Origin of the sequence: Nonomuraea sp. NPDC052116 (genome assembly GCF_040680035.1) — a bacterium.
Classification (GTDB): Bacteria; Actinomycetota; Actinomycetes; order Streptosporangiales; family Streptosporangiaceae; genus Nonomuraea; species Nonomuraea angiospora_A.
In genome coordinates, this window is the sequence record NZ_JBFAWA010000002.1 from 301,281 (window position 1) to 320,070 (window position 18,790).

Annotated in this window: 16 protein-coding genes and 1 pseudogene; 10 read left to right on the top strand and 7 right to left on the bottom strand. The window is 70.8% G+C overall.

The window, feature by feature from the left end; genetic code table 11:
- The first annotated feature begins 11 nt into the window (after positions 1-11).
- Genes AB0L65_RS04260 through AB0L65_RS04275 form a run of 4 tightly spaced genes read left to right on the top strand, consistent with a single transcriptional unit; the run spans position 12 to position 3,899 of the window.
- Entirely contained in the window at positions 12-1,019 is a 1,008-nt protein-coding gene (locus tag AB0L65_RS04260; protein ID WP_364240138.1) for an ABC transporter ATP-binding protein, read from the top strand.
- Positions 1,019-1,984 (top strand): dipeptide ABC transporter ATP-binding protein, encoded by a 966-nt coding sequence (locus tag AB0L65_RS04265; RefSeq protein WP_364240140.1) that lies wholly within the window; start codon positions 1,019-1,021, stop codon positions 1,982-1,984. The genes AB0L65_RS04260 and AB0L65_RS04265 overlap by 1 nt, the downstream gene beginning before the upstream one ends.
- Positions 1,981-2,937 (top strand): ABC transporter permease, encoded by a 957-nt coding sequence (locus tag AB0L65_RS04270; protein ID WP_350724807.1) that lies wholly within the window; start codon positions 1,981-1,983, stop codon positions 2,935-2,937. The genes AB0L65_RS04265 and AB0L65_RS04270 overlap by 4 nt, the downstream gene beginning before the upstream one ends.
- Positions 2,937-3,899, top strand: a complete 963-nt coding sequence (locus AB0L65_RS04275) for an ABC transporter permease (protein ID WP_364240142.1) — start codon at positions 2,937-2,939, stop codon at positions 3,897-3,899. The genes AB0L65_RS04270 and AB0L65_RS04275 overlap by 1 nt, the downstream gene beginning before the upstream one ends.
- A gap of 353 nt (positions 3,900-4,252) precedes the next feature.
- On the opposite strand, the gene rny is transcribed toward AB0L65_RS04275, so the two are convergent.
- Both rny and recX read right to left on the bottom strand, forming a co-directional pair.
- A complete protein-coding gene (rny, locus tag AB0L65_RS04280) occupies positions 4,253-5,869 on the bottom strand; it encodes a ribonuclease Y (protein WP_364240144.1) in 1,617 nt (538 codons plus the stop codon).
- 651 nt (positions 5,870-6,520) lie between these two features.
- Positions 6,521-8,047, bottom strand: a complete 1,527-nt coding sequence (recX, locus tag AB0L65_RS04285; RefSeq protein ID WP_364240567.1) for a recombination regulator RecX — start codon at positions 8,045-8,047, stop codon at positions 6,521-6,523.
- On the opposite strand from recX, the gene AB0L65_RS04290 reads away from it, so the two are divergent.
- Positions 8,012-8,194: a hypothetical protein gene (locus tag AB0L65_RS04290; protein WP_364240606.1), complete on the top strand. Its 183-nt coding sequence runs from the start codon at positions 8,012-8,014 to the stop codon at positions 8,192-8,194. The genes recX and AB0L65_RS04290 overlap by 36 nt on opposite strands.
- Before the next feature lie 294 nt (positions 8,195-8,488).
- On the opposite strand, the pseudogene recA reads toward AB0L65_RS04290, so the two are convergent.
- Positions 8,489-9,475 (bottom strand): annotated as a pseudogene (gene recA / locus AB0L65_RS04295) (recombinase RecA); the annotation flags it as partial.
- A 463-nt stretch (positions 9,476-9,938) separates the two neighbouring features.
- Positions 9,939-10,679 (bottom strand): SDR family oxidoreductase, encoded by a 741-nt coding sequence (locus AB0L65_RS04300; RefSeq protein ID WP_364240146.1) that lies wholly within the window; start codon positions 10,677-10,679, stop codon positions 9,939-9,941.
- Positions 10,680-10,777: 98 nt separating this feature from the next.
- Between AB0L65_RS04300 and AB0L65_RS04305 the strand changes: the two genes are divergently transcribed.
- Positions 10,778-11,329 carry a TetR/AcrR family transcriptional regulator gene (locus AB0L65_RS04305; RefSeq protein ID WP_364240148.1) on the top strand — a complete coding sequence of 184 codons (552 nt, stop codon included), beginning with the start codon at positions 10,778-10,780 and terminating at the stop codon, positions 11,327-11,329.
- A gap of 109 nt (positions 11,330-11,438) precedes the next feature.
- Here the strand turns inward: AB0L65_RS04305 and AB0L65_RS04310 are convergent, their stop codons facing one another.
- A complete protein-coding gene (locus tag AB0L65_RS04310) occupies positions 11,439-11,921 on the bottom strand; it encodes a hypothetical protein (RefSeq protein WP_364240150.1) in 483 nt (160 codons plus the stop codon).
- Between AB0L65_RS04310 and AB0L65_RS04315 the strand changes: the two genes are divergently transcribed.
- Together AB0L65_RS04315 and AB0L65_RS04320 are read left to right on the top strand one after the other, a co-directional pair.
- Positions 11,887-12,588: an aspartyl protease family protein gene (locus tag AB0L65_RS04315; protein ID WP_364240152.1), complete on the top strand. Its 702-nt coding sequence runs from the start codon at positions 11,887-11,889 to the stop codon at positions 12,586-12,588. The two genes, AB0L65_RS04310 and AB0L65_RS04315, sit on opposite strands and share 35 nt — an antisense overlap.
- 74 nt (positions 12,589-12,662) lie before the next feature.
- Positions 12,663-12,935: a hypothetical protein gene (locus AB0L65_RS04320; RefSeq protein ID WP_364240154.1), complete on the top strand. Its 273-nt coding sequence runs from the start codon at positions 12,663-12,665 to the stop codon at positions 12,933-12,935.
- A gap of 11 nt (positions 12,936-12,946) precedes the next feature.
- On the opposite strand, the gene AB0L65_RS04325 is transcribed toward AB0L65_RS04320, so the two are convergent.
- Positions 12,947-13,141, bottom strand: a complete 195-nt coding sequence (locus tag AB0L65_RS04325; protein ID WP_350724793.1) for a DUF3046 domain-containing protein — start codon at positions 13,139-13,141, stop codon at positions 12,947-12,949.
- 44 nt (positions 13,142-13,185) lie between these two features.
- Here AB0L65_RS04325 and AB0L65_RS04330 point away from each other — a divergent pair, with 44 nt between their 5' ends.
- On the top strand, positions 13,186-13,380 hold the full coding sequence (locus tag AB0L65_RS04330) for a hypothetical protein (RefSeq protein ID WP_364240156.1): 195 nt from the start codon (positions 13,186-13,188) through the stop codon (positions 13,378-13,380).
- Between the two features lie 13 nt (positions 13,381-13,393).
- On the opposite strand, the gene AB0L65_RS04335 is transcribed toward AB0L65_RS04330, so the two are convergent.
- Complete coding sequence (locus AB0L65_RS04335; protein WP_364240570.1) at positions 13,394-13,840, bottom strand: VOC family protein; 447 nt, start codon at positions 13,838-13,840, stop codon at positions 13,394-13,396.
- Positions 13,841-13,972: 132 nt separating this feature from the next.
- Here AB0L65_RS04335 and AB0L65_RS04340 point away from each other — a divergent pair, with 132 nt between their 5' ends.
- A complete protein-coding gene (locus AB0L65_RS04340; RefSeq protein WP_364240158.1) occupies positions 13,973-18,778 on the top strand; it encodes an ATP-dependent helicase in 4,806 nt (1,601 codons plus the stop codon).
- The last annotated feature ends 12 nt before the right edge of the window (positions 18,779-18,790 follow it).

Below are 18,790 nucleotides of genomic sequence, written 5' to 3' on the forward strand. Positions count from 1 at the left end.
GCCTGCTCGAGGTGACAGACCTCCGCGTGGCCTTCCCCACGTCCGACGGCGTGGTGCAGGCCGTGCGGGGGCTGTCGTTCCGCATCGAACGCGGCCGCACGCTGGCGATCGTCGGCGAGTCCGGCAGCGGCAAGACGGTGAGCACCCAGGCCATCCTGGGGCTCACCCCCGGGGCCGACATCTCGGGCAGCGCCGTGTTCGACGGCGTCGACCTGCTCGAGCTCGACGGCGAGCGGCTGCGCCACATCCGCGGCGCCGAGATCAGCGTGATCTTCCAGGACCCGCTGACCAGCCTGCACCCGCTCTACAAGGTCGGCTGGCAGATCGAGGAGCTGATCAGGGTGCACCGGCCGGACACCTCCCGCGCCGAGGCCAGGAGGCGGGCGGTCGAGCTGCTCGGCCTGGTCGGCATCCCCCGGCCGGATCGACGGGTGGACGACTACCCCCACCAGTTCTCCGGCGGCATGCGGCAGCGGGCGATGATCGCGATGTCGCTCGCGCTCAACCCGAAGCTGATCGTGGCCGACGAGCCGACCACGGCGCTCGACGCGACCGTGCAGGCGCAGATCCTGGAGCTCATCACGCGGGTGCAGGCGGAGTTCGGGATCGCGCTCATCCTCATCACGCACGACCTCGGCGTGGTGGCGGGCATGGCGGACGAGGTGCTGGTCATGTACGCCGGGCTCGCCGTGGAGCGGGCCGACCGGCGCACGCTCTACTACCGGCCGCACCACCCGTACACCAAGGGCCTGCTGGAGTCGATCCCCGGCAGCAGCGGGGACCGGGGCGGGCGGCTGCGGCCCATCCCCGGCTCGCCGCCGAGCCTGATCGCGCTGCCGTCCGGGTGCGCGTTCCACCCGCGCTGCCCGTACGCGATGCCGGTCTGCTCGGCCGAGCGGCCGCCCCTGGCCACGGTCACAGGTGAGGGCAGTCACGCCTCAGCTTGTTGGCTGCCGCACGAGGCGGTCGGGCTGGGCGCGGCGGCGGACGCGCTGCGGCTCAAGGCGAAGGAGTCGTGATGCTGCTCGAAGTCTCCAACCTGGTCAAGCACTACCCCATCACCACGGGCGCGCTGGTCAAGCACGTGGTCGGGCAGGTCAAGGCGGTCGACGGGGTCAGCTTCGCGCTCGCCCCCGGCGAGACGCTGGGCCTGGTCGGCGAGACCGGCTGCGGCAAGTCCACGCTCGCGCGCTGCGTCGCGGGGCTGCATCCGGTCACCTCCGGCAGCGTGCGGTTCGACGGCGCGGACATCACGAACCTGCCCAGGAAGCGCATGCGGCCCTACCGCCGCGACATCCAGGTCATCTTCCAGGACCCGTACGGCTCGCTGAACCCGCGCCGGCGGGTCGGGTCGATCATCGCCGACCCGCTCGTGATCCACCGGGTCATGAGCGGCGAGCAGCTCCGCCGGACCGTTCAGGAGCTGATGGAGCGGGTCGGGCTCAATCCGGAGCACTACAACCGGTTCCCGGCGGAGTTCTCCGGCGGGCAGCGGCAGCGGATCGGGGTGGCCAGGGCGCTCGCGCTGCGGCCCCGGCTGATCATCTGCGACGAGCCGGTGTCGGCGCTCGACGTGTCCATCCAGGCGCAGATCCTCAACCTGCTGAAGGATCTGCAGACGGAGTTCGGGCTGACGTACCTGTTCATCGCCCACGACCTGTCCGTGGTGCGGCACATCAGCGACCGGATCGCGGTCATGTACCTGGGCAAGGTGGTCGAGGTGGGGGACGCGGAGCTGGTGTACGACCGGCCGCGGCACCCGTACACGAACGCGCTGTTGTCGGCCACGGCGGTGGCCGACCCGGACGAGGCCGAGCGGCGGCAGCGGATCGTGCTGACCGGGGACGTGCCCTCCCCGATCGATCCGCCGTCCGGGTGCCGGTTCCATCCGCGGTGCCCGCGGGCCCAGGAGGTCTGCTCGTCCGTGGAGCCCCAGCTCGAAGGGTCGGCGGCTTGCCACTTCCCCATTGAGGTGGTCGTATGACACTGACCGAGATCAGACCCGGCGCCGTCACCTCCCAGGGGATAGCCGGGCGCGGCCCCTGGCAGCTCGCCTGGCGCCGGATCAGGACCGACCGGGTCGCCATGGTGTCCGGCCTCGTCGTCATCCTCCTGTGCGCGCTGGCGCTGGCCGCGCCGCTCATCGCCGCCTGGAACGGCCACGGCCCCGACGACCAGTTCCGCGACACCGGCATCACGGCCCAGGGGCTGCCCGTGCCGCCGAACGGGGAGTTCTGGTTCGGCACCGACCGGCTCGGGCGCGACCTGTTCATCAGGGTCCTGTACGGGGCCCGGGTCTCGCTGCTCGTCGGCGTGGTCGCCACCGGCCTGGCGGCACTGGTCGGGGTGGTCGTCGGGCTGCTGGCCGGATATTACGGCGGCGTCGTGGACACCGTGCTGTCGCGGCTCATGGACGTGGTGCTGTCGTTCCCGTACCTGATCTTCGCGATCGCGGTGGTGTCCATCGCCGGGCCCTCGCTGTCCGCCACGATCGGGGTGATCGCCTTCTACTCGTGGGCGGCCATCGCCCGCGTGGTGCGCGGGCAGACGTTGTCGGTGAAGGAGCGCGAGTACGTCGACGCGGCCCGGTCCATGGGGGCGGGCGACTTCCGGATCATGTTCGTGGACATCCTGCCGAACCTGCTCGCTCCCGTCATCGTGCTGACCACGCTGCTGGTGCCGGCGGCCATCGTGTTCGAGTCGACGCTGTCGTACCTGGGGCTGGGGATCGTCCCGCCCACCCCGTCGTGGGGGAACCTGCTGAGCGAGGCGCAGGGGTTCTACCGGGTGGCGTACTGGTACCTGGGGTTCCCGGCCGCCACGCTGCTGGTCACCACGCTCGCGTTCAACCTGGTGGGCGACGGGATCAGGGACGCGCTCGATCCGCGGATGGAGCGCCTGTTCAGCCGCCGCCGACGTACCCGTAAGGGGGCGTGATGCTGCGCGCGTTCCTGCTGCGCCGGGCCCTGCTCGGCCTGCTCGTGCTCTGGCTGGTCACCCTCGGGACGTTCCTGCTGTTCTTCGTCGCGCCGAGCGATCCCGCCAGGACGCTGGCCGGGCGGCAGGCCACGCCCGAGCAGGTGGAGCTGATCCGCCACAACCTCGGCCTCGACCGGCCCACCCTCGTCCAGTACCTGGACTACCTGGGCAGGCTGCTCCACGGCGACCTCGGCCAGTCGTACTTCTCCGGCGAATCGGTCGGCAAGCTGCTGGCCGCCGACTTCCCGCCGACGTTCTCGCTGGTGCTGGGGGGTGCGGTGCTGTGGTTCACGCTCGGCGTCGGCGCGGGGGTGCTCAGCGCCACCCGGGTCCGGTCGCTGATGGATCGCGGCCTGACGCTGCTGGCGCTGGCCGGGGTCTCCATGCCGACCTTCGTGGTGGGCCTGCTGCTGCTGTACTTCCTGTTCTTCCAGCTCACCATGGCGGGGGTGCCTATCCTGCCGCCCGACTCGTACGTGCCGTTCTCGCAGAACCCCGCCGAATGGGCCCGCCACCTGATCCTGCCGTGGATCACGCTGGCCACGGTCCAGGCGGCGTCGTACGCCCGGCTCACCCGCGGCTCCATGCTGGACGTGCTCGGCGAGGACTACATCCGCACGGCCCGGGCCAAGGGGGTGCCCGAGCGGCGCGTGATCTACCGGCACGGCCTGCGGGCGGCGCTCACGCCGGTGGTGACGCAGCTCGGGGTGGACGTGGGCACGCTGATCGGCGGGGTGGTGGTGACGGAGTCGGTCTTCGGCCTGGGCGGCGTGGGGCAGGCGGTGGTGCAGGCGTTCGTCAGCGGGGACCTGCCCGTGATCATGGGCGTGGTCACGCTGGCGACGACCGCGGTGGTGGTGGCGAACTTGCTGGTGGACGTGGCGTACGGGCTCCTCGACCCCCGGATCCGCCTTGCCTGACGCTCCTCCAGGAGGTGGACTCCGGCGGGCGTGCTCCGGCGCCTCAGCCTCCCTCAGGCACCACCACGCCCGCCGGCCCTCCCCACCCACCGACCCTTTGCGCCCACCGGCCCTCCGCACCCGTTGGCCCGCCCTGAACGCCGCCCCTCCGCGCCCGTCGGCCCTCCACGAACGCCGGCCGATCAGCGCGAACCCGGCCCCGGCCCCTCACCCTCCCCTGGCACCACCACACCCGGCAGCCCCACATGGACGATCGAACACCGCCGCACCCACGCCGCATCGACGAACGCCGACCAACCACCACACCCACCGCGGTGTTCCCCCACCGCGGTGTTCCAGACCAGCGACGAGTCCTACCTCGCGAACTCGGTGGCCCGGGACTCCCTCACCACGGTGATGCGGATCTGCCCCGGATACGTCAGCTCCTCCTCCACCTGCTTGGCCACATCACGGGCGATCACCTGCGCCTGGATGTCATCGATCGCATCCGGCTTGACCATGACCCGGATCTCCCGCCCGGCCTGCATGGCGAAGACCTTCTCCACGCCCTCGTACGACTGCGCGATCTCCTCCAGCCGCTCCAGCCGCTTGACGTACGCCTCCAGGGACTCGCGGCGGGCGCCAGGACGGCTGCCGCTGATCGCGTCGGCGGCCTGCGTGAGAACCGCTTCGACGGTACGCACCTCGACCTCGTTGTGGTGCGCCTCGATGGCGTGCACCACGTCCTCCTCCTCGCCGTACCTGCGGGCGATCTCCGCCCCGATCAGCGCGTGGCTGCCCTCGACCTCGTGCGTGAGCGCCTTGCCGATGTCGTGGAGGAGCGCGCAGCGCTTCATCAGCGCCTGGTTCATCCTCAGCTCGGCGGCCATGATCCCGGCGATGTGCGCGGACTCGATCAGATGCTTGAGCACGTTCTGCCCGTACGACGTCCGATACCTGAGCTGCCCGAGCAGCAGCGTCAGCTCGGGATGCATGTCGGTGATACCCAGCTCGACCAGGGCGTCCTCCCCGGCCCGCGCGCACAGATCCTGCACCTCCTGGCGGCTGCGATCGTGCGCCTCCTCGATGCGCTGGGGGTGGATGCGCCCGTCCAGCACGAGCTTCTCCAGCGTCAGCCGGGCCGTCTCCCGGCGCACGGGATCGAAACACGACAGCAGCACGGCCTCAGGGGTGTCGTCGATGATGAGGTTCACGCCGGTCGTGGACTCGAAGGCCCGGATGTTCCGCCCTTCGCGCCCGATGATCCGGCCCTTCATCTCGTCTCCGGGCAGATGCAGCACGCTGACGACCGACTCCGCCGTCTGCTCCGCCGCCACCCGCTGCACGGCCAGCGTCACGATCTTGGTGGCCCGCTTCTCGCCCTCCTTGCGGGCATCGCTCTCGATCTCCCGGACGATCAGCGCGGCCTCGCGCTTGGCCTGGTTCTCGATCTCCTTGACCAGCTCGGCCTTGGCCTGGTCGCCGGTCAGCCCGGAGACCCGTTCGAGGATGGCCCGCCGCTCCCCCTCGACCTGGAGCAGCTCCTCGCGCCGGTCGGCCAGCTCGACCTCGGTCTCGCCCAGCTTCCTGTCGCGCTCGGACTGCCGCCTGGCCTCCTCGTCCAGCCGCTGCTCCCGCTCGGCCAGCCGGGACTCCCGGCGCTCCAGGTCGGTGCGCAGCTCCTTGAGCTCGGACTTGAGTGTCCGGCTCTCCTCCTCGACCTCCCGCCGCATCTGCGCGGCGCTCTCGGCCGCAGCCTCCGACCTGCGCAGAATCTCCTGGGCGTCGGTCTCGGCCTTGCGCCGGATCTCCTGCGCCTCCTCGCGCGCCTGCTCAAGCTCCTCGTGTACGACTTGCTGCTGCTCGGGACTGGCCTTGGAAGCGCGTGGCAGACTGCTCGAGGTGCGCCTTATGACGACGAGAAGCGCGACGATCATCCCGAACGCGAGCACGAGCACCGCCACCATCAGCACTACGACAAGCGGCCCCATGTGCGCCCCGCCCTCCTCGCGTCGTCAACACCTCATAACGCGGCCACAAACGGGAGGGGTCACAAGCGCGCCACGAATAGCCCGGTCGGCGTCTGGATCGATATACAGCCAAGGCTGACCGGGCGTCGACTCGCAAAGCCGACACCTCGCCCGCCTAGATCAACCAGCCTCGTTCGTCCGTCGTTCACCGGTATGGCAATCCGCGCTGCGCGGAGTAACTCCTCACTGCCGTCGAGGTTATGCGTCGAACAGGTCACGAGCAAGCAAACGCGTCATCAAGCGTGTCTTACGGGCCTGCATCTCTACCGACACCTACAGGCAAGACAGGGGACGCGCATGGGCAAGGGAGCATGTGCGAGTGCAAGAGCACCCGCACCCGCATATGCACCCGCAATCACTGCCGCACTAGCAGATGCAGATGCAAGAGCACATGCAGACCGAGCAATCCACCAAAGCCGCCACCCGAAGATCCCCAAAACGCACCAGCCCCAGAACGAGACGAACCCCAAACCAGGACAGCCACAGAACAGAGCGAGCCCCAGGACTCGGGGACCCCACGGAACCCCGGGCGCGGAGAAGCCCGAGAGCCCGAAGAGCCCGAAAAACCCGGGGAGAGCCGTGTATCCGGGGCGCGCCGTGGAGCAGGAGATGCTACGGGAAGTCCTCATCCATCTCGATCCCCTCCTGCTCAAGCGCCTCGCGGATGACGCGGAAAGCCAGCCCTGAGGCGTACCCCTTGCGTGCCAGCATGCCCGCCAGCCGCCGCGTGCGGGTCTGCGGGTCGAGCGACCGAGTGGACGCGAGCTTGCGCTCCACCAGCCGCCGCGCCGTCTCCGCCTCCTGATCGGGATCCAGCCGCTCGACGGCCTCCTTGACCGTGTCGGTATCCACGCCGCGATGACGTAGCTCAGCGGCCAAGGCGCGCTTGGCCAGCCCTCGGCCGTGGTGCCGCGAGTCGACCCAAGCCGCAGCGAACGCCTCGTCGTTGATCAGCCCCAGCTCGGAGAAGCGGCTGAGGACCGCTTCGGCGGCTTCGTCGGGCACGTCACGTTTCCGGAGCGCCTCGGCAAGCTGGGCCCGCGTCTTGGGCGCCATGGTGAGCAAACGAAGACAAATGGCCCGCGCCACCGACTCCGGATCAGCGTCCTGTCCGCCCCCGCCGAAGCCCTCACCGCTCAGCCCAGACCCGCGAGACCTCCCACCTCTCCGCCCGGATCCGGCAGAGCTCCCATCACCCTGCCCGCCCCCACCATCACGCTCGGCCCCAGCGAAGCCCCTGCCACGCCGCCTGGATCTGCCAGAACGCCCATCACCACGCCCCGTCCCGGCAAAGCCCCCGCCGCTGCGCCCAGCTCCGCCAAGACGCTCGTCATCAGGCCAGGCCCCAGCAAACCCGTCACCGCCTCGCGCGCTTCCAGCGAAGCCGCCACCACCCTGCACGGACTCGGCGGAATCGGCACCGTCGTCTGGCGCTCCGGCGAAGTCGTGGTCATGCTGCGCAGCTTCGGCGGAGGACCCGCTGTCTTGTCGGGCCTCGGCAGGGTCTTCGGCGTCCGGCTCCTCGGATGGCCGGCCGCGCCCGCGGGTATTTCGCCCGGCCCGTCCGTTGGAGCGGGCGGATCGCCGCCCTTTGCTGGATCGTTTCCTCCCGGCCTCGCCGTCGTCCGACGGTTCGGCCGAGAACCAGCTGCTCCCCGCGAGCACCTCGGAGTGCCACCCGCCGTCCCCCCGGTTGGCAGGCTCGGCCTCCTCTGTGGCATGCCATCCCTTGGTGGTGGCCCATCCGCCGTCCGGGTCTCCCCGGTCGGCGCCGGCAGGACTCGGGTCAGCGTCAGCGGAGCCATCGTCGCCAGGGTGCCCGGCAACCTCAGCGTCTGAGCTGGCCTGGGTGTCGGTGCGCATATCGTGCTGATCGTCTGCGACGGCCTGGCCCTCAGCAGTGATCCGGGATGCGCGCTGATCATCCGCCCCGACTTGGGTGTCGGCGGTTGTGCGGGATTCGTACTGGTCGGCTGATCGGGCTTGGGCCGCGGGGATGAAGCGGGGTCCGTCCTGATCGTCGGTGTCGTTCCCGAAGAAGGGGTGTCTGCCGGTGCGTTCCCGGTAGAGGTGGCCTGTGGCCTCCCGGGTGCCGGCGGTCACGTGATCGTCGGTGTGGACGCCGTCCTGTCCGCCCATGGCGGCACGGACATCGTCCGGCTCGCCCGTGGCGGCATGCACAACGCCCTGCCCGTCTGTAGCCGTGTGCTCGTCGGGCTGTTCGTCTGTGGCGGTGGGGTTGTTGGGGTGTCCTTCCTGGTCTGTCGCGGCCTCGCTCTCGGCTGAGGCGCGTTGGCGGGTGCGGTGCTCGCGCCACTCGTCGACCGATGGCCAGCCGTCCGCGGCCGAGCGGGCCAGGTCGCGGCCCCGGGAGGGGGAAGGGACGGGCCGGGCGCCCCCGGATTGGGGCGCCGGTGGCCGGTTCGGGTTACTCATGGGAGGGGGCACGATCGCTCATGGGGTGGACGATCAGACGTCACCCGGCTTCGGGGTGGACTTCGAGCCACGGCCGGAAGGAGCGGCGGCCGGGGCAGGAGCAGGGGCCGCGGCGGCTTCGGCCGGGGCGTCGAGGCGGGGGCCCACGCCCAGCTTGTCCTTGATCTTCTTCTCGATCTCGTTGGCCATGTCGGGGTGGTTCTTCAGGAAGTTGCGGGCGTTCTCCTTGCCCTGGCCGAGCTGGTCGCCCTCGTACGTGTACCAGGCGCCGGACTTGCGGACGAAGCCGTGCTCCACACCCATGTCGATGAGGCCGCCCTCGCGGGAGATGCCCACGCCATAGAGGATGTCGAAGTCGGCCACGCGGAAGGGCGGGGCCATCTTGTTCTTCACGACCTTGATCCTGGTGCGGTTGCCGACCGCCTCCGTGCCGTCCTTGAGGGTCTCGATGCGGCGGATGTCCATCCGGACCGAGGCATAGAACTTGAGCGCCTTACCACCGGTCGTGGTCTCGGGGCTGCCGAACATGACGCCGATCTTCTCGCGGAGCTGGTTGATGAAGATGGCGGTGGTGCCCGTGCTGTTGAGCGCGCCGGCGACCTTGCGCAGGGCCTGGGACATGAGGCGGGCCTGGAGGCCGACGTGACTGTCGCCCATCTCGCCCTCGATCTCGGCCTTGGGCACCAGCGCGGCCACCGAGTCGATGACGATGATGTCGACGGCGCCGGACCTGATCAGCATGTCGGCGATCTCCAGCGCCTGCTCACCGGTGTCGGGCTGGGAGACCAGCAGGGCGTCGGTGTCGACCCCCAGCTTCTTGGCGTATTCGGGGTCGAGGGCGTGCTCGGCGTCGATGAACGCCGCGATGCCGCCGGCGCGCTGGGCGTTGGCCACCGCGTGCAGGGCGATCGTGGTCTTACCGGAGGACTCGGGGCCGTAGATCTCGACGATGCGGCCGCGCGGCAGGCCGCCGATGCCGAGGGCCACGTCAAGGGAGATCGACCCGGTGGGGATCACCTCGATGGGAGCTCGGGCGTCATCGCCCAGGCGCATGACGGAGCCCTTGCCGAACTGTCGCTCGATCTGAGCGAGCGCGGTCTCGAGGGCCTTCTCGCGGTCGTTGATTGCCATGGGAACTCCCCCTGGAGGGTCGTGGTCCGATCAGTCGAGTGAAAGCTACGGCCTGCCACCGACATTTTTCATGCGACTGCCGGGGAAGGCGTGGCTCGGGCGAAACTCATCGTAGCCGAACGGCTGTTCGATCACAGCAAGAACACGCAGGTCGCCGTCAATCACCCGCCCTGGCGTCCTGTGTCACTGAAGGCTGATCATTGTCACCGAGGTTGATGAACACTGGTTTCGTGCCGTCGAAGGTTGATCTCGGGGGCCGAGGGGTGCGCAAGCCTGCGGCAGAGCTGTTCGTCATCGCAGCCCGGCGGTGTGGGGCCGGCGTGGACGAGGGCGGCTGGAAGATGGGCGCCAACCTTCTCGCGGACATCGCGGGCGCGTGGGAGGCGAGCCTGCGCGGCGTTTGGGTCGACCACGACACCTGGCCGCCTGCTGGAGGGCATCGCCCTGATCGCGGGCGGCCGGCTCAGTTCTGGGTCGTCGGGCGGATGACGATCTCGCCGATCTCCACATCACGGGGCTGTTCGATGGCGAAGGCGACAGCGCGGGCGACGGCTTCCGGCGCGATGGCGTACTGGTTCATGTTGCGGCGGATCTCCTCGCGGACCTCGGGGTTGTCGATGGAGCCGGCGAGTTCGGTACGCACGTAGCCCGGCGAGACCGCCGTCGTCCGCAACACGCCGTCGGTCGACTCCTGCCGCAGCCCTTCCAGGAGGGTACGCACGGCGTTCTTGGTCGCGGCGTAGACCGCCATCGTGGGTGTGATCTTCAGCCCGGCCGTCGACACGGTGGTCACGAGGTGGCCCTGTCCCTGCTCGCGGAACACCGGCAGCGCGGCGGCGATGCCGTGCAGCACGCCGCGTAGGTTGACGTCGATCATCGCCGACCAGCCGGCCACGTCAAGGTCTGCCACGGGGCCGATCTTGCTGATGCCGGCGTTGCCGACCAACACGTCGAGCTGCCCGAACTCCGTCACGGCCAGGCCGACGAGTTGTTCGAGGTCCTCGCGGGCGGTGACGTCCACGGCTCGGATGACGGCGCGCCCGCCGCGGTCGCGGATCTCACGGGCGATCTTGTCGAGCCGCTCCGTCCGCCGCGCGCCGAGCACGACGGCGGCGCCCCGCTCGGCGAGCAGGCGCGCGGTGGCCTCGCCTATCCCGCTGCTCGCCCCGGTGATGGCCACGACCTTGCCCCTGATGGCTGACATGGGGATTTCCTCCACAGTAAACTGGACACGTGTCCGTTTAAGGGCTCCCACCGTACCGGACACGTGTCCGCTTAGCCAACTCGCCATGAAGAGGACCGATGAACGCCCCCCGCCGCCGAGCCGACGCCACCGAGAACCGCGCACGGATCCTCAAGGCCGCACGAGAGGTCATCGTGAACGCGAACGAGGTGAAGCTCAATGAGATCGCCAAGCGGGCGGGTGTCGGTCAGGGCACCCTCTACCGCCACTTCCCGACTCGGGGGGCCCTGCTCGCCGAGGTCTATCGCAAGGACGTGGACGACCTCGTGGCCGCCGCACCGAAACTGCTCGCCGAACACGAGCCGCTGCCCGCCCTGGTCGGCTGGCTGGACCGGGTGGCCGAGTACGCGAAGGTCAAGCGCGAGGTGTTCGCAGCTGTCGAGGCGGGGGTGTGGCAGGATCTGTCCGCGCACAGCCTCGGCCCGATCGGCGAGACGCTGACCACGCTCCTCGACGCGGGCAAAGCCGAGGGCGTCATCCGCCCCGACGTGGACGCCCGCGACATCATCCTGCTGATCGGCTACCTGACCCGTCTGGAACCCGCCGAGTGGGACGCCCGCGCCCATCACCTCCTGCGCGTCATCGTCGACGGCCTGCGCCGTCACGCCTGAGCAGGTTCCACGGGACCAAGCGCCGACCGCCGAAGGTGAGCCGATCGACGATGGCGACGCGAAGGCGTGAGTCACGCCAGGCAGGGGCATGACCGCTCAAACTTCGCTGTCACAACCGAAGGTTCGCTGTCACTGGACATCTGGGGGCGGTGAGGAGCTCGAGCGCCCTCCTGAACGGCTCCGGAGGGCACTGCTCAGGAGCGAGAAGGGTGAGCAGTCGCACGCCGATGTCCAGCGACTTCAGTATCGCGTCGGCCTGCTCGTACGGGAGCTCCCCCCAGCGAGCTGCCGGGAGGCGCGAGAGGGTGGCAGCCGGGGTGCCCCGGCGGGAACAACAGCGCGACGAGCTGGTCACGGACGGTGGGATGGCGGGTCGCCGCCCGGCACGGAGCAGGCGCTCCGCCTGCGTCCGCGACTCGCTCTCGAGCCGGTGCGGCATGACCGCCATCAGCAGGTCCTCCTTGCCGTCGAAGTTGGAGTAGTTCGAGATCTCCAGCCCGCGGACCGTGGAGATCCCGTTCGTGGCGGCCGATCCGCTGCCCCTGATCGAGGCGTCGGTGAACGGCGCTCCGCCTGCCCTGTTCTTCCTCAACCAGGAGTACGCCGACCGCCTGCGCGTCCCCATGTACGGCTACACGACCGGCAGAACCATCGGCGGAGACCACAAGGCCTACCAGGGACACGTGGACCGGCTCGCCATGGGCGACCTCCGCATCGAGGACGTGCCCGTCCACACCATTCCGGACACGATCCGGCTCACCGCGCCCGACGGGCGGGTCACCCAGGGAGCGATCGGCACGAGCGTCCTGTCGCGGTTCCTGTCCACGATCGACTATCCGGCCGAGAAACTCGTCCTGCGCAGGAACGGCTGGGTCCGGCCGGAGCACAGCGTGCCCATGGGGTACGTGGGCGACCACTTCCTGCTGTCCCACGGCACCGTGGACGGCCTGGACCGGATGGTGTTCCTCGTCGACACCGGGGGCGCCGACATCGGGTTCACCGCTCCCCGCGCCACCTTCGAGGCCGCCGGCATCCCGATCCCCCCGGGCGACGGCTTGCACCCGGTGACCGTGGACGAGGTGGCGCTCGGGTCCGTCACCCGCCGCCGGGTGCCCGGGTTGTCCGGCGCGTTCCCCTCCTGGTTCGAGCACGGTTTCGGTTTCCGCATCGGGGGCCTGCCCACGCACGAGTTCTTCAAGCCGTATGCGCTCACGTTCGACTTCGGACGCATGCGCATCCTCATGAACACACCCCGCTGATGTTGGCCGCCAATGTGTTGTCCGGGCAGTGAGCTGGGGAGACTCACTGCAGGGCCGAGGGTTGGAGGCGGCGAGTGTCGAGGGGCTACACCAGGGAACGGCGCACCCATCTGGAGGCACTCGCCGAGGTGCTCCCCCATCATGGCCTGGTCAGTCGCATGGTCGGCAACGACGATCCGGTGCTGTGGGTCTGGCACCCGCGTACGGGCCGTCAGACGATCATTTTCGCCACCCCGTCACACCACGGATGGACGTTCCTGTGGTCGCCCGGAGGGCAGGGCAGCGTGGACGAGCTGGAGCTCACGGCGGCCGCGTTGCGGCAGGCCCTGGACATGTCGCAGCCCTGACGCCGCCGCGGCTAGCGGAGCTTGGGTGAGACGTCCTCCACCTGGCAGACCGCGCGCCAGACGGTCTTGGCGCTCTCCCCGTCGGCCAGCGCCTGTATGACGGTCCGCCCGCCCAACGGCGCGAGCACGTAGTCGCGGGCCCACGACTCGGCGTACGTGTCGCCGAAGTGAGCGTTCATCCGTCTCCAGAACTCCGTCAGGCGCATGGATTCAAGTATGGAATCGCCCGGGGGGTGGGTAGGACATCCCCATGCCAAAGACCCCCAAGTCTTCGCCGCCGAAGACAGCCGAGACCAAGGCCCACAGGGCCAGGCGCCGCCGATTACTGCACACGCTGCGCCTCACCGTACAGAAGGAGAAGTCCGAGCGATCAGAAAGGCACGCGGGCGTCAGGCAGGAGCCCCGTGCGGGCAAGCCGCGTACGCGCAGGGCGTCGCGGCGCTAGGGCGGACCCGCGGTCACAGCACACGCGAGCCGTACATCTCACCGAGATGGTCGGCGAGCAGCTCCAGCCGGGCGCCATCGGGGTCCTTGAAGTAGATGGAGGCGCCGCTCTCTATCTGGTGCGGCACGCCGGCCATCTCCAGCTTCCCGCGCAACCGCTCCCAGGTGGCGGGGTCGACGGAGATCGCGACGTGGTGCAGCCCGCCCAGCACCTCTTGGTACGGCCCGAGGTCGAGGCCGGGGAAGTCGAAGAACGCGAGCAGGTTGCCGTTGCCGATGTCGAAGAAGAAGTGGTTCGAGCCCTTGTAGTCGCGGTTCTCGATGATCTCCGTGAGCGGGAACTCCAGGAGTTCCTGGTAGAACTTGATGGTGCGTTCCACGTCCGACGAGAGCAGGGCCATATGGTGTAGGCCCCGAGCGCTGCTCGATGGCCGGTGCGCTAAGACGTGGCGCCGTCTCATCTCCGCTCGGCGGGCTTCGATGGCCGCATAGTCAATGGTCACGGTCGCTGTATGTCCGCCAAGGCCCCCGCTCAACCGCTCGCCGGGGAGCCAAATGCGTTTTCTGTCGGTGGCGCGAGGCAATATGTGCTGGTGAGCTCGCTAGACCAGTTCAGCCAGGTGACCAGGCAATGGTTCACCGGGGCCTTCGAAGCTCCCACGGCCGCCCAGGAGGGGGCGTGGGAGTCGATCTCGCGCGGCGACAACACCCTGGTCGTCGCTCCCACCGGGTCGGGCAAGACGCTGGCGGCCTTCCTGTGGTCGCTCGACAGACTGGCGTTCGAGAAGACCGGCCCCGCCGCCACACCCGGGGCCGGGCCCGCCGCGTCCGAGGCCGCCGTACGTAAAGGCGCCGCCGCGTCCGCGGCCGCCGCCGGGCGCAAAGACGCGCCGAAGGGGACGCGGGTGCTGTACGTGTCGCCGCTCAAGGCCCTGGCCGTGGACGTCGAGCGCAACCTGCGCGCGCCGCTGGCCGGGCTCAAGCAGACGGCGCGCCGGCTCGGGCTGCCGGTGCCGGAGATCTCGGTGGCGATCCGCTCGGGCGACACCCCCTCAGAAGACCGCAGGCGCTACGCCGCCAAGCCGTCCGACATCCTGATCACGACGCCGGAGTCGCTGTTCCTGCTGCTCACCAGCCAGGCGCGCGAGGCGTTGCGGGGCGTGGAGACGGTGATCGTGGACGAGGTCCACGCGGTCGCGGCCACCAAGCGCGGCGCTCATCTGGCGCTCAGCCTGGAACGGCTCGACGCGCTGCTCGACAGGCCGGCGCAGCGGATCGGGCTGTCGGCGACGGTGCGGCCGGTGAGCGAGGTGGCGGCGTTCCTGGGCGGCACGCGACCGGCCACGGTCGTGCAGCCGCCGTCGGAGAAGCGGATCGAGGTCGAGGTCGTCGTCCCGGTCGAGGACATGACGGAGATGGAGGGCCGGCCACAGCCGGAGGGCGGGGAGGAGTTCGCCCCCGAGCCGGGCAACCGGTCGATCTGGCCCCATGTGGAGGAGCGGCTGTTCGACCTGATCGGGGCGCACAGCTCGACGATCGTCTTCGCCAACTCGCGGCGGCTGGCCGAGCGGCTGTGCACCCGCCTCAACGAGCTCGCGTACGAGCGGGAGGGCGGCGGCGTCGAGGCCATCGACCTCTCCATCTGGGAGACGCCTTCATCGCCGGAGAAGCCCCAGCGGATGCCCGCCGACATGATGGCGCAGGCCGGGGCGAGCAAGGGTGTCGTGACCGAGATCGTCCGGGCGCACCACGGCTCGGTCTCCAAGGAGGAGCGGGCGCAGATCGAGGAGGCGCTCAAGTCGGGCCGGCTGCCCGCCGTGGTCGCCACCTCCAGCCTGGAGCTGGGCATCGACATGGGCGCGGTCGACCTGGTCGCGTGCGTGGAGGCGCCGCCGAGCGTGGCCAGCGGGCTGCAGCGCATCGGCCGGGCGGGCCACCAGGTCGGCGCGGTGTCCAAGGGTGTGATCTTCCCGAAGTACCGGGGCGACCTGGTGCAGACGGCCGTGGTGGCCGAGCGGATGAAGAGCGGCCAGATCGAGGAGCTGCGCTATCCGCGTAACCCGCTCGACGTGCTGGCGCAGCAGATCGTGGCGATGACCGCGCTCGACGAGTGGACGGTCGACGAGCTGGAGTCCGTGGTCAAGCGGGCCGCCCCCTACGCCACGCTGCCCAGGACCGCCCTGGAGGCCACGCTCGACATGCTGGCCGGGCGCTATCCGAGCGAGGAGTTCGCCGAGCTGCGGCCGCGCATCGTGTGGGACCGGGTCACCGGCACCCTCCAGGGGCGTCCGGGCGCGCAGCGGCTGGCGGTCACCAACGGCGGCACGATCCCCGACCGCGGCCTGTTCGGCGTCTTCCTGGTGGGCGAGAAGGCCTCCCGGGTGGGCGAGCTGGACGAGGAGATGGTCTACGAGTCGCGGGTGGGAGACGTGTTCGTGCTGGGCGCGACGTCCTGGCGGATCGAGGACATCACGACCGACCGGGTGCTCGTCTCGCCCGCGCCGGGCCAGCCGGGCAAGCTGCCGTTCTGGCACGGCGACGCGCCCGGGCGCCCAGCCGAGCTGGGCAAGGCGATCGGGCAGTTCCTGCGCGAGCAGGCCAAGAACGGCTCGACCGAGCGCATGCGGGAGGCAGGGCTCGACGAGTTCGCCTCCGGAAACCTGCTGTCCTACCTCCACGAGCAGCGCGAGGCCACCGGCTACGTCCCCGACGACCGCACCCTCCTCGTCGAGCGTTTCCACGACGAGCTCGGCGACTGGCGCGTAGTCATCCACTCCCCCTACGGCGCGCGGGTGCACGCCCCGTGGGCGCTGGCGATCAACCGGCGCCTGCGCGAGCGCTACGGCATCGACGTGCAGGCGGTCCACTCCGACGACGGCATCGTGCTGCGCATCCCCGACACGCTGGCCGAGCCGCCGACCGACGTGGCCGAGTTCGACGCCGAGGAGATCGAGCAGATCGTCACGGAGGAGCTGGGCGGGTCGGCCATGTTCGCCTCCCGGTTCAGGGAGTGCGCGGGGCGGGCGCTGCTGCTGCCGCGCCGCACGCCGGGCAAGCGCAGCCCGCTGTGGCAGCAGCGCCAGCGCGCCGCCCACCTGCTGGGCGTGGCCTCGCAGTACGCCTCGTTCCCGATCGTGCTGGAGACCATGCGCGAGTGCCTGCAGGACGTCTTCGACGTGCCGGGGCTCGTCCAGCTCATGCGGGACATCGCCGCGCGCAGGGTGCGGCTGGTGGAGGTGGAGACCTCGCAGGCCTCGCCGTTCGCGGCGTCGCTGCTGTTCCATTACGTGGGCGCGTTCATGTACGAGGGCGACGCGCCCCTGGCCGAGCGGCGCGCCCAGGCACTGGCGCTGGACACCACGCTGCTGGCCGAGTTGCTGGGCCAGGCCGACCTGCGCGAGCTGCTCGACCCCGACGTGATCTCCGACACCGAGCGCGAGCTGGCCAGGCTCGACCGGCCGCTGCGCGACCTGGAGGACCTCGCCGACCTGCTGCGCTCCCACGGGCCGCTGCTCGCGCCCGACGTGAGCGTGCGCGGCGGTGACCCGGCCTGGCTGGCGGAGCTCGAACGCTCGCGTCGCGCGATCCGCGTACGCATCGCCGGCGAGGAGCACTGGGCGGCCATCGAGGACGCGGCCCGCATGCGTGACGCGCTGGGCGTGCCGCTGCCGGTCGGAGTGCCCCACGCGTTCCTGGAGCCGGTCGCCGATCCGCTGGCCGACCTGGTGGCGCGGCACGCCCGCACCCGCGGGCCCTTCCACGCGGGCTCGGCCGCGGCCCGGTTCGGGCTGGGCGTGGCCGTGGTGACGGACGCGTTGCGCCGGCTGGCCGCGTCCGGGCGGGTCGTGAACGGGGAGTTCCGGCCCGGCGGGCGGGGCGAGGAGTGGTGCGACGCCGGGGTGCTGCGGATGCTGCGGCGCAGGTCGCTGGCCCGGTTGCGCAAGGAGGTCGAGCCGGTCGCGCCGGAGACCCTGGCCCGCTTCCTGCCCGCCTGGCACGGCATCACCGGCTCGGGAGCCGCGGGAGCGGCCGGCGGCCGGGGCGCGAGCGAGGCGGCCCGGGCCATGGACGCGCTGGTCCGCTCGATCGAACAACTCCAAGGGGCCGCCGTGCCCGCGTCCGCGCTGGAGACGCTGGTGCTGCCCGCGCGGGTGCCCGGCTACCATCCGGCGCTGCTCGACGAGCTGACCTCGTCGGGCGAGGTGATGTGGGCGGGGCAGGGCTCGCTGCCCGGCGGCGACGGATGGGTGTCGCTCTACTACGGCGACACCGCGCCGCTGCTCCTGCCCGAGCCCGCCGAGATCACGATGACCCCTCTGCACGAACGCGTGCTGGAGCTGCTGGGCGGGGGCGGCGCGCTGTTCTTCCGCGGCATCTCCGACCAGCTCGGGTCCCTGGACGACGCCACCCTTGCGGCGGCGGTGTGGGATCTGGTGTGGGCGGGGCGGATCTCCGGCGACACGCTGGCGCCGCTGCGGGCCACGCTCGGCACCGGCCGCCCCGCGCACCGACCCGCCACCACGCGGCGGCGCCGGGCCGTGCTGCCGAGCCGGAGCGGGCCGCCCACGGTGGGCGGCCGGTGGTGGCTGCTGCCCGCGCCCGCCGCCGACACCACCCAGCGGGCGCACGCTCAGGCCGAGGTACTGCTGGAACGGCACGGTGTGGTGACCCGGGGCGCGGTGACGTCGGAACGACTTCCTGGGGGATTTACGCCCGTATATCAGGTCTTGCGGGCGTACGAGGAGAGCGGGCGGTGCCGCCGGGGCTACTTCGTCGAGGGCCTCGGGGGCGCGCAGTTCGCCCTGCCGGGAGCGGTCGACCGGATGCGCGCCATGGCGCCCGGCCTCGCCCCGTCCGGCGATCCGGGGCTCTCCCCAGGGGCCGGCTCGGGGGTTGGGAGTTTTGGGTCCGGCTCCGGGGCTGGGGGTTTGGGGTCCGGCTCGGGGGCCGGCGGTCCGGGGATCGGCTCCGGGGCTGGGAGCTTTAGGCCCGGTTCAGGGGCTGGGGGTTTGGCGTCCGGCTCTGGGGGCGGGCCGAGGGCCGTGGTGTTGGCCGCCGCCGACCCGGCCAGCCCGTACGGCGCCGCGCTCTCCTGGCCGCAACACCCTGGCGAACTCGGGCACAAGCCTGGCCGGAAGGCGGGTTCGCTGGTCGTGCTCGTGGACGGGCACCTGGTGCTCTACGTCGAACGTGGCGGCAAAACGCTGCTGTCGTTCGCCGACGACGACCGGCTGCAGCCCGCCGTCGACGCCCTCGCGCTGGCCGTGCGGGACGGGGCGCTCGGGAAGCTGACCGTGGAACGGGCCGACGGCACGGCCATCGTCGAGTCGCCACTGGCGGCGGCCCTGGAGGCGGCCGGTTTCCACCCCACCCCCCGCGGGCTACGCCTACGCTCCTGAGCTCCGACGCGA

Excerpts from the sequence above, each read along its gene's own strand:
- AB0L65_RS04265 (WP_364240140.1), top strand. The coding sequence starts at position 1,019 with ATGCTGCTCGAAGTCTCCAACCTGGTCAAGCACTACCCCATCACCACG.
- AB0L65_RS04270 (WP_350724807.1), top strand. The coding sequence starts at position 1,981 with ATGACACTGACCGAGATCAGACCCGGCGCCGTCACCTCCCAGGGGATA.
- AB0L65_RS04275 (WP_364240142.1), top strand. The coding sequence starts at position 2,937 with ATGCTGCGCGCGTTCCTGCTGCGCCGGGCCCTGCTCGGCCTGCTCGTG.
- rny (WP_364240144.1), bottom strand. The coding sequence starts at position 5,869 with ATGGGGCCGCTTGTCGTAGTGCTGATGGTGGCGGTGCTCGTGCTCGCG.
- recX (WP_364240567.1), bottom strand. The coding sequence starts at position 8,047 with ATGGGCGGACAGGACGGCGTCCACACCGACGATCACGTGACCGCCGGC.
- AB0L65_RS04300 (WP_364240146.1), bottom strand. The coding sequence starts at position 10,679 with ATGTCAGCCATCAGGGGCAAGGTCGTGGCCATCACCGGGGCGAGCAGC.
- AB0L65_RS04305 (WP_364240148.1), top strand. The coding sequence starts at position 10,778 with ATGAACGCCCCCCGCCGCCGAGCCGACGCCACCGAGAACCGCGCACGG.
- AB0L65_RS04325 (WP_350724793.1), bottom strand. The coding sequence starts at position 13,141 with ATGCGCCTGACGGAGTTCTGGAGACGGATGAACGCTCACTTCGGCGAC.
- AB0L65_RS04330 (WP_364240156.1), top strand. The coding sequence starts at position 13,186 with ATGCCAAAGACCCCCAAGTCTTCGCCGCCGAAGACAGCCGAGACCAAG.
- AB0L65_RS04335 (WP_364240570.1), bottom strand. The coding sequence starts at position 13,840 with ATGAGACGGCGCCACGTCTTAGCGCACCGGCCATCGAGCAGCGCTCGG.